Annotated in this window: 14 protein-coding genes; 6 read left to right on the top strand and 8 right to left on the bottom strand. The window is 66.4% G+C overall.

The genetic code is table 11. From position 1 onward, the window contains the following. Positions 1-58: 58 nt before the first annotated feature. The 3 genes from ABIC94_RS08155 to ABIC94_RS08145 all read left to right on the top strand — a co-directional run bounded on the left by ABIC94_RS08155 (position 59) and on the right by ABIC94_RS08145 (position 5,096). Complete coding sequence (locus ABIC94_RS08155) at positions 59-3,865, top strand: YadA-like family protein (protein ID WP_436317968.1); 3,807 nt, start codon at positions 59-61, stop codon at positions 3,863-3,865. A 31-nt stretch (positions 3,866-3,896) separates the two neighbouring features. Further along, the gene (locus ABIC94_RS08150; RefSeq protein WP_354372518.1) at positions 3,897-4,742 is read left to right on the top strand and encodes an OmpA family protein; all 846 of its coding nucleotides are present in this window, start codon (positions 3,897-3,899) and stop codon (positions 4,740-4,742) included. Between the two features lie 156 nt (positions 4,743-4,898). Further along, complete coding sequence (locus tag ABIC94_RS08145) at positions 4,899-5,096, top strand: hypothetical protein (protein ID WP_354372517.1); 198 nt, start codon at positions 4,899-4,901, stop codon at positions 5,094-5,096. Between the two features lie 17 nt (positions 5,097-5,113). Here the strand turns inward: ABIC94_RS08145 and ABIC94_RS08140 are convergent, their stop codons facing one another. Then, positions 5,114-5,323: a hypothetical protein gene (locus ABIC94_RS08140; protein WP_354372516.1), complete on the bottom strand. Its 210-nt coding sequence runs from the start codon at positions 5,321-5,323 to the stop codon at positions 5,114-5,116. Positions 5,324-5,455: 132 nt separating this feature from the next. On the opposite strand from ABIC94_RS08140, the gene ABIC94_RS08135 reads away from it, so the two are divergent. Both ABIC94_RS08135 and ABIC94_RS08130 read left to right on the top strand, forming a co-directional pair. After that, positions 5,456-5,689, top strand: coding sequence for a hypothetical protein (locus tag ABIC94_RS08135; protein ID WP_354372515.1), 234 nt, complete (start codon positions 5,456-5,458; stop codon positions 5,687-5,689). After that, on the top strand, positions 5,686-6,051 hold the full coding sequence (locus tag ABIC94_RS08130) for a hypothetical protein (RefSeq protein WP_354372514.1): 366 nt from the start codon (positions 5,686-5,688) through the stop codon (positions 6,049-6,051). Before ABIC94_RS08135 ends, ABIC94_RS08130 begins: the two co-directional genes overlap by 4 nt. Positions 6,052-6,135: 84 nt before the next feature. Here ABIC94_RS08130 and ABIC94_RS08125 read toward each other — a convergent pair whose 3' ends face one another. The 5 genes from ABIC94_RS08125 to ABIC94_RS08105 all read right to left on the bottom strand — a co-directional run bounded on the left by ABIC94_RS08125 (position 6,136) and on the right by ABIC94_RS08105 (position 10,782). Further along, complete coding sequence (locus tag ABIC94_RS08125; RefSeq protein ID WP_354372513.1) at positions 6,136-6,363, bottom strand: hypothetical protein; 228 nt, start codon at positions 6,361-6,363, stop codon at positions 6,136-6,138. 37 nt (positions 6,364-6,400) lie between these two features. Next, positions 6,401-7,870, bottom strand: coding sequence for a DegQ family serine endoprotease (locus ABIC94_RS08120; protein ID WP_354372512.1), 1,470 nt, complete (start codon positions 7,868-7,870; stop codon positions 6,401-6,403). A 103-nt stretch (positions 7,871-7,973) separates the two neighbouring features. Next, a complete protein-coding gene (locus tag ABIC94_RS08115; RefSeq protein ID WP_354372511.1) occupies positions 7,974-9,302 on the bottom strand; it encodes an ATP-binding protein in 1,329 nt (442 codons plus the stop codon). Then, positions 9,299-9,958 (bottom strand): response regulator, encoded by a 660-nt coding sequence (locus ABIC94_RS08110; RefSeq protein WP_354372510.1) that lies wholly within the window; start codon positions 9,956-9,958, stop codon positions 9,299-9,301. Before ABIC94_RS08110 ends, ABIC94_RS08115 begins: the two co-directional genes overlap by 4 nt. 53 nt (positions 9,959-10,011) lie before the next feature. Further along, complete coding sequence (locus tag ABIC94_RS08105; protein ID WP_354372509.1) at positions 10,012-10,782, bottom strand: IclR family transcriptional regulator domain-containing protein; 771 nt, start codon at positions 10,780-10,782, stop codon at positions 10,012-10,014. A gap of 130 nt (positions 10,783-10,912) precedes the next feature. Between ABIC94_RS08105 and pobA the strand changes: the two genes are divergently transcribed. Continuing rightward, positions 10,913-12,094, top strand: a complete 1,182-nt coding sequence (pobA, locus tag ABIC94_RS08100; protein ID WP_354372508.1) for a 4-hydroxybenzoate 3-monooxygenase — start codon at positions 10,913-10,915, stop codon at positions 12,092-12,094. 22 nt (positions 12,095-12,116) lie between these two features. Here the strand turns inward: pobA and ABIC94_RS08095 are convergent, their stop codons facing one another. Next, positions 12,117-12,512: an SRPBCC family protein gene (locus ABIC94_RS08095; RefSeq protein ID WP_354372507.1), complete on the bottom strand. Its 396-nt coding sequence runs from the start codon at positions 12,510-12,512 to the stop codon at positions 12,117-12,119. A 15-nt stretch (positions 12,513-12,527) separates the two neighbouring features. Further along, on the bottom strand, positions 12,528-13,400 hold the full coding sequence (locus ABIC94_RS08090) for a helix-turn-helix transcriptional regulator (RefSeq protein WP_354372506.1): 873 nt from the start codon (positions 13,398-13,400) through the stop codon (positions 12,528-12,530). Positions 13,401-13,430 lie beyond the last annotated feature (30 nt).

The following is a 13,430-nucleotide window of genomic DNA, read 5'->3' as shown; positions in this document are numbered from 1 at the left end:
CGAGGGAGCCATCAGTATCGGCATACAGTCGAGAGCAGCTGGACTTAGGGGCGTTACCTTGGGCGCGCAAGCCGCTGCCACTGTCGGCTATGCGACAGCACTCGGCGGGGGTGGCATCAGCGCAGCAACAGCCGTACAGGCCACCGGCGTCGGTTCGCTGGCAATCGGCGGCAATGCCACCAGTGGCGCTCTCGCGTCGAACGCCGATGCCATCGCCATTGGCGGTCAATCCGTCTCGTCGGCACAATACTCGGTTGCTATTGGCCTGAACGCGGCAGCCTCAGGCACTGGCGGCGCGATGGCGCTGGGCCAAGGCACAGTGTCAAGCGGGGTCAACTCGGTAGCGCTCGGCGTCGACGCCGAGGCCACCACAGCTGGCGCCAGCGCGCTGGGCACCTTCGCCGTTGCGTCGGGAGGGAATTCCACGGCGCTGGGTGTCAGTTCCACGGCCAGTGGCGCTACTGCATTCGCCGGCGGCTGGAAGTCCGTCGCAAGCGGAGACCGCAGTACGGCATTGGGACATGAGGCTACCGCGTCCGCGTCGGATGCCGTTGCACTAGGACACCTGGCAACGGCAACCAGCGACGCAGCCACCGCTGTCGGCAACGGCGCCCGAGCGCTGGGCAATAGTTCACTTGCACTCGGAGCAGAGGCGCTTGCTATGGGGACCAGCACAGTTTCGGTCGGCCAAGGTGCCGGTGCTGGCTCGACGATTGCCAACACGGGTTCGGTCGCAGTAGGTATTGCCTCCGGAGCGCTGGTCACTGGTGCACAGAACACCGCCATCGGCGGAGGCATTGCGAGCGTGATGCGTGGCGCGGGTTCGGGCGTCACGGGAACGCGCAACCTCGCCTTCGGCACAGGCGACGGCTCGGTCGCCTACGACGGTACCCTGAAGGCTGCGGCAGGCAGCCTGGTCAGCGGCAACGACAACGTCGCCATCGGCACCAACGCGGGCATCGGCGTCGCGGCCAACGCGACGACGTCGATCGGCTTGAACGCGAATGCGAGCGCAGGCAACGCGATCGCCATCGGTACTTCCGCGATTGCCAACACTGCCGAGGCGGTTGCAATCGGCACCAACGCCACCGCCACCGGGGGCCGCTCGGTCTCCATCGGCTCCGGCAACGTAGCCAGCGGCAACGGCGCGGTGGCGATCGGCGACCCGAACACCGCGACCGGCGACGGCGCGATTGCGAGCGGCATGGACAACACGGCCACGGGCAACGGTTCCGTGGCAATGGGCAACACCAACAAGGTTGGCGGCGGCGGCCAGGATGTGGGCGTGGCCGGCACGGCGGCGCAAGGCGCGGTCGGCATCGGCTACCAGAACACCGTGGTCGGCCAAGGTAGCGTCGCGATCGGCAGTACCAGCAGCGCGCTGGCCGCGGGCGCGGTTGCGTTTGGCGATACGGCGGTGGCCAAGAACGCGCGTGACGTGGCGCTGGGTTCGGGCTCGGTGACAGACACGGCAGTCGCGACGACCGGTATTGTGATCGGCGGCAATCCGTACAACTTCTTCGGCATCAATCCGACGAGCACGGTCAGCGTTGGCGGGCCGGGGACGGAACGCACGATCACCAACGTGGCGGCCGGCAGGATTTCCGGCACCTCGACCGATGCCATCAACGGCTCGCAACTGTTCGGCACCAACCAACAGGTGGACTTGAACTCGACCCAGATCACCAATCTCAATAACCAGATCGGCGGCATCAACAACGGCGCAGGCATCAAGTACTTCCACGCCACCTCCACCCTGCCCGACTCGCAGGCCTTGGGCACGGATTCCGTCGCCATCGGCCCGAACGCAGTGGCCAACAACGCAGGCGATGTGGCGCTGGGCTTCGGCTCCACGACCTCCAAGGCAGTCGGCACATCGGGCGCCACGATCGGCGGCAATCCTTATGTTTTCGCTGGGGCCACGCCGACAAGCACGGTCAGCGTGGGTGCGCTGAATGCAGAGCGCACCATCACCAATGTGGCGGCCGGACGGCTCGCGATCGACTCGACCGATGCCATCAACGGCTCGCAGCTGTTCGCCACCAATCAGCAGGTGACGGCGAACACGACTTCGATCAACAACATCAACAGCCAGATCGGCGACATCAATAACGGCGCGGGCATCAAGTACTTCCACGCGAACTCCGTCCTGCCCGACTCGAAGGCCGTGGGGACGAATTCCGTTGCCATCGGCCCGAATGCGGTGGCCAACAATGCAGGAGACGTGGCGCTCGGCTCGGGCTCTACGACGACCGCGGCCGTCGGCACGGGCGGCATCGTGATCGACGGCAAGTCCTACGTCTTCGCCGGAGCCACACCGGCGAGCACGGTCAGCGTGGGCGCGGTGGGTGCGGAACGCACCATCACCAATGTGGCGGCGGGCAGCATTTCCGGCACCTCGACCGACGCCATCAACGGCAGCCAGTTGTTCGCCACCAACCAGTCGATCGAGAACCTGAGCAGCACGGTCACGGCCAACAAGACCCGGTACTACAGCGTCAGCTCCACGGGCGGTGGGAACGAGGCCAACGAAGGCGCGACAGCCGCCGACGCCATCGCCTCAGGCAAGGACGCGGCCGCGAGCGGCGTGGCCAGCATTGCGCAGGGCCTCGGCGCCAGCGCCACGGTCGACGGAGGCGTTGCGCTCGGCTCGGGCTCGGTTTCCGACCGCTTCGTGGCGCCCTCGACCGGCAGCATCCCGGCCGGCAGCAGCCTGATCGAATACAACACCACCGACCGCACGCTGCTTGGCGCGCTCTCGGTCGGCAGCGCCACCACGTACCGCCAGATCACCAATGTTGCAGACGGCACGCAGTCGCAAGACGCGGTCACCGTGCGGCAGCTCAGCGGCGCGCTGCAATCGTTTGCAGTCACCCCGATCCAGTATTTCCACGCCAACTCCACGGCGGCGGACTCGCTGGCCATCGGCGCCGAATCGGTGGCGGTCGGGCCGCAGACGGTGGTCAACGGCAACAACGGCGTCGGCATCGGCAACGGTGCCATCGTGCAGCAGAGCGCGCCGGGCGGCATTGCCATCGGCCAAGGTGCGACTTCACATCTGGCGGACTCGATTGCCATGGGCACCAACGCGTCGGCGGCTGGAGTTCAGGGCGTGGCGCTGGGCGCGGGCAGCAGCGTGACACAGGCCGGCGGCGTGGCGTTGGGCGCGGGCTCGGTGGCTTCCACAGCGGCAGGCGTGGCCGGTTTCGTACCGCCCACGGCCACCGACTCGCAACGCATCGCCATTGGCGCGACGACCAGCACATTGGCAGCAGTGTCGGTGGGCGACGCGGCCAACGGACAGTTCCGCCAGATCACCGGCGTGGCCGCGGGCTCGGCCGACAGCGATGCGGTCAATGTCTCGCAGCTGCGCGGGGTACAGGGCGTGGTGGCGGTGATCGACCAGTCGACCGTCAAGTACGACACCAACCCGGACGGTTCGATCAACTACAACAGCGTGAGCATGGGCGGCAGCAACGCGACCGGCCCGGTCACGGTGCACAACGTGGCACCCGGTGTTGCGGGTACCGACGCCGTCAACGTCAACCAGCTGAACAGCGGCATCGCCGGCGCCAACGCGTACACCGATGCGCGCGTCAACGGCCTTGGCAGCGAGATCCGCAGCATCGCCAAGGACGCCAGCGCAGGCGCCGCCGGCGCCATGGCAATGGCCAACATGCCGCAGGCCTACATCCCAGGCAAGAGCATGGTGGCCGCGGGCGTGGCGGGCTTCGACGGTCAGGCCGCCCTCGCCCTCGGCGTATCAAAGCTCTCGGACAACGGTCGCTGGGTCGTGAAGTTCAGCGGCTCGGCCAACTCGCGCGGAAAGATCGGCGTGGCAGCCGGCGCGGGCTTCCACTGGTAAGCCGAGTGCACAAGAAAAAAGGAACAACATCATGACGAAAACGCAATTCCATCGCTTCTCGGCCATTGCAGCGGGAGCCGCGGCACTGCTGGTGCTGCAGGGCTGCAGCTCCTATGTGAGCAAGGGCATCACCGATGACGGCAAGGCCACGGAAGTGGTCTTCCCGAGCATCGACAATGACGCCTGGCTCAAGGAAGGCACGTTCCCCAACCTGGACAACCTGCGCGCCGTGGCGCCGGGCGTCACGAAGGACCAGCTGTACGACCTGCTCGGCCGTCCGCACTTCCGCGAAGGCCTGGCGGGCCCGCGCGAGTGGGACTACATCTTTCATTTCCGCAAGGCCGGCGGCGGGGTCACCACCTGCCAGTACAAGGCGATTTTCGACAAGGACTACAAGGCGCAGACCTTCCACTGGCTGCCGGCCGGTTGCGGCGACGTGCTGGCGGCTCGTCCGGTGCAGGCGGCCGAACGGCCGGCCGGGCCGGCCCCGGCTGCGCCGCGCAAGATCACGCTCGGCGCCGATGGCCTGTTCCGTTTCGACGGCGGCGCTCTGGCTGACCTGTTGCCCGAAGGGCGCCGCAAGCTCGACGCGTTGGCGGGCGACATCAAGAGCGTCAAGACGTTCGATGCCATCAAGGTGACGGGCCATACCGACCGCCTCGGCAGCAACACCTACAACAACGCGTTGTCGCTGGCTCGCGCGAACACGGTGCGCGACTATCTGGTGCAGGCCGGTGTGGCGCCGCAGAACATGCAAGTGCAAGGCAAGGGCGAGTCCGAGCCGAAGGTGCAATGCGCCCAAACCTCGCGAGCGGCGCTCATCGATTGCCTGGCACCGAACCGGCGCGTCGAGATCGAGGTGTTCGGGGGGCGCTGAACCCCGGGGAGCGGGGGCCTCACTCACCAGGCCCGCCCCCGCCCCATGGATAGAAGTCGATCATCGACTTGAGCGTCACAAAAAGATGCGCCTTCGTCTGACATCTGCGATTTTGAAACATCTCAAATATCCGGTTTCTCGATAACGGAGGTTGAGATGGACGATCGTGAAAAGGGAAACGGCCAGAATTCGCAGTCTGCACGGGCCATCTTGTGGGTGATTGCAGCGATGGCTGCGGTGATCTTCACCCTTGCGTTTTTGCACCTTGCCGTACAGCGCGAGCGCGCGGCAACGGCGGCTGGGCAGTCAGAACTTCCACTGCCGTCGGGGGCCTCGGTCAGCGCCTCGAGGTAGACGCGAGTTCGCCCCGGTCAGATCCTTCCGGTCTGGGACGAGTGGCTCATCCCCACCTTCGAATTCGTCTGCTCGCCGACGGCTTCTTCTTCCGCCGACCCGGCGGTCGCTTTCACCGTATCGATATCTCTGTTGCGGTGTCCCTTCGGCGGGATTACCGTCGAAGGGTCGTCGGATGCGAGTTTGGGGTCTTCTGAGGGGTGAAAAGGTTTGCGCGTGCGCGGCATGATGTGCACCTCCGGTGTTTCTTCAAACACCGTAGGACAGCTCGCTTGCGGATGCATGTAGGAGCGGGCCGCAGAAGACCCATCGATGGAGTGCTACGCGCTGCTCTTGAATCACGGCAGCTCGCCCACATCATGGATGCGATCAAAAAAAACCGGAGGAAGATGATGTCGAGGTCTTCGGATACCCGCGCCATTGCAAAGCTTGCCTGGGAAGCAGCGTGGGAACGTCTTGGCAACGCGCTGCAACCGCCGCCGGGCTATCCGGAGCCGACGGCGGAGCAGCTTCGCGAGTGCTTTCGCGTGGCACAAGAGCAACTTGAAAACCTGCGCGAAGTCCATGACATCGCGCCGCCGCACAAGCCGTGAAACCGCTGCCGCCCGCTTGGCAGGCCGGCACAGCTCACGGGGTGCAAAGCGAAATATCGCGAAAACAGGGTATATCCCAGAGTTCGAGTCAGCCGCCAAACAGTAACGCCGCGTACATTACCGCCAATGTACTATCGGCTTGGTCCATGCACTTGAATCTTTTACTCTTGGTTGCGCTGCTTCTTGTTGCAAGCGGTTTGTTCTGGTGGTGGACCTTCGGGGGAGGCTTTTTCGCTGTGATCTTCGTCGTAGTAATTGGCCTCGGCGCCGTGCTCTACCTGGCTCTTCGCGGAGACAAAGGCATCAAGGACGAACTCGACGCGCAAGTCCCCGAAGAAGACACCGGCAAGAAAGAGTCCTGAGCCGCGCGCTCAGCGCAAGGCAAACGCCAGCGTTACGGCGCCCAGCGCCAGCAGCGCGAGCCCTGCAATGAAAACCATCTCGCCCTAGGCTTCCAGGCGAACCCCCGACTTTCGCGACCGCATCGAGATGAAGGACAGGAGCGCACTGGCCAGAAAGACCAGTGCGTCGATGGCCAGCATGCGGTCGATCAGCAGCCGCATGTCGTCGCGCGGGCCCAGGTGACCGATCGACATCACCGTCATGCACACGCCGATCATGGTGGCCGACGTGGGCAGGATGTGCGCCGAAAGGCCGCCGGTCGATGAACTCATGGTTCGCGTTAAAGCTCTGATGGCCTGACGGCGGGCCTCAGCCGATGCGAACCGGCACGAAGATCTTGTCTTCGCCGCGCTGGATCAGAAGCGCCACCGATTTGTCGGCCTTGGCCACGACTTCCCGCACCTGTTCCAGGCTCTTGGCGGGCGTGCCGTTGATGGCCAGCAGCACGTCGCCCGCCTGCACTCCGGCGATGGCGGATGGCCCGGCGACGTCTTCGACCAGCAGCCCGTTCTCGATCGCGGCTTCGCGCTTCTCCTGCGGCTGCAGGGGGCGCAACGCAAGGCCAAGCTTGCCCTGCCCTGCGGCGCTGTCGTTCTTGGCAACCTGCGTCGGCTTGTCGCTCGCATCGCCGAGCTTGGCGGAAAGCTCTTGGCGCTCGCCCTGCCGCCACACTTCGAGCGTGACCTTCTTGCCCGGCGTCTGCTGCCCGATGACGGCGGGCAGGTCACCCGACGAAACGATGGGCTGGCCGTCGACCTTGCGGATCACGTCGCCCGCCTTCAGGCCGGCCTTGTCGCCGGGGCCGCCCTTCTCGATATTCGACACCAGCGCGCCTTCGGGCTTGTCGAGCTTGAACGAGTCGGCAAAGGCCTGGTTCACCTCCTGCACCGCCACGCCCAGGCGCGCATGCGTGGCCTTGCCGGTCGCTACGATCTGGTCCTTCACCTGCACGGCCACATCGATGGGAATGGCGAACGACACGCCCTGGTAGCCGCCGCTGCGGCTGTAGATCTGCGAGTTGATGCCCACCACCTCGCCGCGCGTGTTGAGCAGCGGCCCGCCCGAGTTGCCGGGGTTGACGGCCACGTCGGTCTGGATGAACGGCACGTAGCTGTCGTCGGGCAGCGAACGGCCCTTGGCGCTCACGACGCCGGCGGTGACCGTGCTCTCGAAACCGAAGGGCGAGCCGATGGCCAGCACCCATTCGCCGACCTTCAGGTCCTTGGTGTTGCCCAGGGCGAGCGTGGGCAGGTTCTTCGCGTCGATCTTGAGCACGGCGATGTCGGTCTTGGCGTCGGCGCCGAGCACCTTGGCGCGGTATTCGCGGCGGTCGGTCAGCTTGACGGTGACCTCCTTGGCGCCCTTCACGACGTGCGCATTGGTCATGATGAGGCCGTCGGGGCTCACGATGAAGCCCGAGCCCTGCGACCGCACCGGCACGTCGCGCTGCTGGCCGCGCGGGCCCATCTGGCCCTGGAAGCGGCGGAAGAACTGGAACATCGGATCGTCCGGGTCGATGCCTTGCATCTCGGCCGCGGCTTCGGCGTCCGATTCCTTGGCGGTGCCGGTCACGCTGATGTTGACCACCGCGGGGCCGTCGCGCGTGGTGATGGTGGAGAAGTCGGGCAGCGTGACCATTGCGGGGGCTGCGGCGATGGGTGTGGCGTTGGTCGGGGCGCTCACGGCGCTGGTGTAGGCGCCGGCACCGACGGCACCGATCACCCCGGCGGTCGCCAGGGCAAGAACCAGGGCGTGGGGAGAAGTCAGGCGGGTGTTCATTTCTAGCTTTCCTTTCAATGCGTCTGCACGCAAACACGATGAAAGGAATGTCGGTGCACTGGCTTAAGCGCGGCTTAAACCGCGGCTCGGGCCTGAAAAGAACTCAGGCCTTGGCAGGAAAGCGCACCAGCACCCGCAAGCCGCCAAGGCCCGGAGAGGTGGAGAGCGCCACCGTGGCGCCGTGCAGGTCGGCAATCGACTTGACGATGGCCAGGCCGAGCCCGCTTCCCGGCGCCTGCGGCTCGCCCGAGCGGTAGAAGCGGTCGAGCACCCGCTCTCGTTCTGCCTCGGGCAGGCCGGGCCCGCTGTCGTCCACGCTGAGCTCCACCGTCGAGCCGAGCGCCGCAATGCCGACGTCGACGCGCCCTTCTTCCGGCGTGTACTTGACGGCGTTGTCGATCAGGTTGCGCAGCATCATGCGCAGCGCTTCGGGCTGGCCGTTCACCACCGCCGCATCGGCATGCGAAATGCCGATGTCGATGCGTCGTGCCTGTGCCGCCGCAACGGCATCCGAAATGGCCAGGCGCGCGACTTCGGCAAGGTCGACCGGCTCGGGCTTTGCGCCGGCCGCCATGCTGGCCTCGTGCCGGGCCAATGCGAGCATCTGTTCGACCAGACGCGTGGCGCGGTCGATGCCCGCGACCAGCCGGCTCACAGCCACGTCGCGTGCGGCAGCATCGGGCGCGCGCTGCAAGCCCTGCACCTGCAGCTTCAAGGCGGCGAGCGGCGAACGCAACTCGTGCGCCGCATCGGCGACGAAGTGTTTTTGCGCATCGAAGGCGTGGCGCACCCGGTCGAACAGCAGGTTGAGTTCCTGCACCAGCGGGCGCACTTCGTCGGGCAGGCCTTCTTCGCTCACGGCGGAAAGATCGTCGGCTTGCCGCGATGCAACCTGTTTGCGCACGCGTGCCACGGGCGCGAGGGACAGGCTCACCACCCACCAGACGATGAGCATGAGCAGCGGCGCCATCAACGCCACCGGCGCGATAGTGCGCAGCGCCAACGCGCCGGCCATGTTGCGCCGCGCCGCCATGTCTTGTGCCACCTGGATGACCAACCCGCTCGTCTGCATCGAAAACACGCGGTACGTGGTGCCGCGCGCACGCACGTCGGCAAAACCCAGCACCGCCAGTTGCGGCAATGCGGCCTGCTCGGCGGATTCGAAAATACGCACGCCGTCGGCGGTCCACACCTGCACCACGAACTCGAAGTTCTGCTCGCCGCTGCCGATGCCACCGACGGCCGCACTCGGCGGCAGCCCGGCACGCAGCGAGAGCGCCATCTGCTGCATGTGATAGTCGAAGATGTCGTCGGCTTCCTTCAGCACCGTGCGGTAGGCCACGACCGCCTGCGCCCCGGCGGCCAGCACGATGGCTGCAAGCAGAAACCACAGGAGGCGCGCGCGCAGCGATCCGGTCAGCGCGCGCATCATGCCTTCGGCACCATGTAGCCCACGCCTCGCACGTTGCGGATCAGCTCGGCGCCCAGCTTCTTGCGCAGGCCGTGCACATACACCTCGACGGCGTTGCTGCTGATTTCGTCTTTCCAGCTGTAGAGCTTTTCCTCGAGCTGGGCGCGCGACAGCACCATGCCGGGTCGCGCGATCAACGGTTCGAGCACCGCCCATTCGCGGGCCGAAAGTATCACCGGCTGGCCGGCCACGGAAACTTCACGCGTGGCAGGGTTGATGCTCACGCCCATGTGCTCGTACACCGGCTCGGCGCGCCCCGCGGCACGGCGCAGCAAGGCCCGGATGCGGGCGAGAAGTTCGTCCAGGTCGTAGGGCTTGAGCACGTAGTCGTCGGCGCCCGCATCGAGCCCTTCGATGCGCTGCTGCACCGAGTCGCGCGCGGTGGCAATCAGCACGGGCATGCGCTGCTTGCGGGCGCGCAGGCTGCGCAGCACCTCGAGCCCGTCGCGTCGCGGCACGCCCAGGTCGAGCAGCACCAGGTCGTATTGCTGGGCGCGCAATGCGGACTCGGCTGCATCGCCATCCTTGACCCAGTCCACGGCATATTGCTCGGCCCGCAGCAGGTCGAGCACGGCCTCGCCGATCATCACGTCGTCTTCGAGAAGCAGGAGTCGCATGGTTGTTGTGATCCGTTTCGGGATTCGAGGCGGCAGCGGTGCGGAAGTTCAGATCACAGCAGCGACCGGACCTCGCGCGCCGCCTCGAAGAGCAGCGGCAGCATGTCGCGCTGGAGCGTCTCCTCCTGATAGCGCGTGCCCGAGAGCACCACGTTCAACGCGGCCACGGTGCGGCCTTGCATGTCGCGCAGCGGCACCGCGAGCGCCTGCACGCCGAGCTCGTGCTCTTCGCTGGCAAAGCAGTAGTCGTCCTTGCGCACGCGGGAGATCAGCTGGCGCAGGCCGCGCGCCTGGGTGGTGGTGTGCGGCGTGAGCCGCGCAAGGTGGCGCCCCTTGAGCCATTGCGTGAACTGGGCCGGCGCCATGGCCGCGAGCAGTACCCGTCCGGTCGATGTTGCGTGGGCCGGCAAGCGCGCGCCAAGGTGCAGGCCGTAAGCCAGCACACGGGTCGGCGTGCCGTAGGCGCCGCTGCGCGCGATGATGACCGCCTCTTCGCCGTCGAGTACCACGGCCGAGAAAGACTCCCCCGTTTGCGCCGCAAGCCGGTTCAGCGTGGGTTGCAGTGCGCGCGGAAGGCGTGACGAAGCCAGGTAGCTGCCCGAAAACCGCAGCACCTTGGGCGCCATCCAGAAATAGCTGCCGTCCGTCTCCAGATAGCCCAGGTGGGCCAGCGTCAGCAGGTGACGGCGGGCGGCGGCACGCGTGAGGCCCGCGCGCTCGGCCGCCAACGTGGCGTTGAGGCGCTGGCGCTCGGTGTCGAAGCTCTCGAGCACGGCCATTCCCTTGGCAATGCCCTCGATGAAGTCGGCTTTGGCGATGGTCATCTGGTCAGGGTACGAAGTGTTGCGCGATGATCGCGCAGCCGTTCGCATGATCGCACAGAGCCTCGCCAAGTGGTGCGCCGGCGCACCGCGCACGCCCTACGCTCCGGGAAACCTTATCGGAGACACGAACATGCGCACACAGGTCGCGATCATCGGCGCGGGCCCGGCCGGCCTGCTTCTCGGGCAACTGCTTTTCAAGGCGGGCATCGACAACATCATCGTCGAGCGCCAGAGCGGCGACTACGTGCTGGGGCGCATCCGCGCGGGCGTGCTCGAGCAGGTCACCATGGATCTTCTGGCGCGCGCCGGCGTCGATGCGCGCGCCAAGGCCGAAGGGCTGCCGCACGAGGGCATCGAGCTGCTGTTCAAAGGTGCGCGGCATCGCATCGACATGCATGGCCTGACGGGCGGCAAGCAGGTCACCGTCTATGGCCAGACGGAGGTGACACGCGACCTGATGGAAGCACGCTCGGCCGAGGGCCTTGCCACCATCTACAGCGCGGCCAATGTCAGCCTTCACGACTTCGATTCGCAGCGCCCGCGCGTGCGCTACGAAAAAGACGGGCAAACGCACGAGATCGAGTGCGACTTCATCGCTGGCTGCGACGGCTACCACGGCGTGAGCCGCGCCAGCGTGCCTGCCGACGCCATCCAGACCTACGAGAAGGTCTACCCCTTCGGCTGGCTGGGCGTGCTGGCCGACGTGCCGCCGGTGTCGCACGAACTGATCTACGCCAACACCGAGCGGGGCTTTGCGCTGTGCAGCATGCGCAGCGCCACGCGCAGCCGCTACTACGTGCAGGTGCCGACCGAGGAGCGGGTGGAGAACTGGAGCGACGAGGCCTTCTGGAACGAGCTGCGTGCGCGGCTCGACCCCGAGGCCCGCGACCGGCTGGTGACGGGACCTTCGCTGGAGAAAAGCATTGCGCCGCTGCGCAGCTTCGTGGCCGAACCGATGCGCTTCGGCTCGCTGTTCCTGGCCGGAGATGCCGCGCACATCGTGCCGCCGACCGGCGCCAAGGGGCTCAACCTTGCGACGGCCGACGTGGGGTATCTCTCGCGCGCGCTCGAGATCTTCTACGGCGAAACAACGCCCTCCGCGCTCGACCGGTATTCAGACCTCTGCCTGCGCCGGGTTTGGAAGGCCGAGCGCTTCTCGTGGTGGTTCACTTCGCTGATGCATCGCTTCCCCGAGACTGGCGCCTTCGGCCAGAAGATCCAGGAGGCCGAGCTCGACTACCTGGTGCATTCGCACGCCGCCTCCACCGCGCTGGCCGAGAACTACGTGGGCCTGCCGCTCGAAGATTTCTAGGAGCGGCTGGCGGCGCCGAGGTTTACTTTTCGAGCGTCTTCTTCATCGCCAGGCCGCCTTGGTCCATCATCGGCGCGATGTGGGCGCCGAGTTCATCGGGCAGTACATCGGTGATCCAGACGAAGCGCGAGCGCCCTTCGCCGTGCGCAAACACCTGCGCCGATGCATGGTGGTGGCGGGCCTGGCCCCCGGTGATGGTGTAGGCCAGCCGGCGATTTGGTTCGTCGATGCCCACGAGCAGCTCGCGCGCCACCAGGCCGTTGGCAAAGCTCACGATGCGGGCGCCATTCCCGTCCAGTTTGCAGTCGGTCAGGAAGCCGGGCGCAAGGCGCGTATGCACGGCGCCGAAGTCGCGCAACGCATCCCACACCTGGGCCGCGTCGGCTTCGACGATGAATTCCTTGTAGATCGTTGCCATGGTTGTCCGTTCGCCTCAGGAATGAATCAGGCGGTCATCATCGAGCAGGGCTGCCAGGCGGTCTTGGAAAATCTTGCGATCGCCTTTGGCCGCCTGGCGAAAGCCCCGCGGCGACACCCCGGCCGCACGGTGAAAGGTGCGAACGAAGTTGCTCAGGTCGGCAAAGCCCACATCGAAGGCCACGTCGGTCACGGGCCGGTCGTCGTCCGCCAGCAGGCGTGCCGCATGGCGCAGCCGCGAGCGAACCAGGTACTGGTGCGGCGTGACGCCGAGCACCTGCGAAAACAGGCGCAGGAAATGGAAGGCGCTCAGCCCGGCTTCGGAGGCCGCGCGCTCCAGGCCGATGTCGTTGTGCGAGTGCGCATCGATCCACATGGCCGCATCGACCGCGCGGCGCCTGTCGCGTGGCGCGGCTGGCCGCGGTTCCGGCTTGCCGCGTCCGCTCGCCACCTCGACGAAACGGCTGGCGAACCACATGCCCAATTCGTCCAGGCCGACGTCGCTCCGGCCTTCCGTCGCGACCTGCGTGAGTTCACCGAGCACCATGAGTTCGGGCAACGGCGGAAGCCCCGCCGTACGCCAGGTCCGCTGGTCGCCGCCGATCAGGTCGACAAAGCCGGGCGACAGATGAAACGCCAGGCATTCGTCACCGCACACATGGTGGTCGTGGGTGCAAACGTATTCATCGCCCGGGCAGCCCACCAGCACGGAGCCGGCCACCAGTTCGTAGGCATTGCCGCGTGTGCGGTAGCCGAAACTGCCCTTGCGCACGTACGAGACTGAATAGTCCGTGTGCATCTCGGTGAACGGCCGCGTACCGGGCTCCGCGTCGCAGCGGTAACTCGAAACGCGGATGGCGTCGGTCTGCAGTTCGGTGGTGGCCTGCATAGTGCGCGCGCCTTTGAGCCTTCGGAGCGC

The organism is Variovorax paradoxus (assembly GCF_040544635.1).
Classification (GTDB): domain Bacteria; phylum Pseudomonadota; class Gammaproteobacteria; order Burkholderiales; family Burkholderiaceae_C; genus Variovorax; species Variovorax paradoxus_R.
The sequence above is the reverse complement of the archived record's forward strand: the minus strand, read 5'-3'. Positions and strand labels throughout refer to the sequence as shown.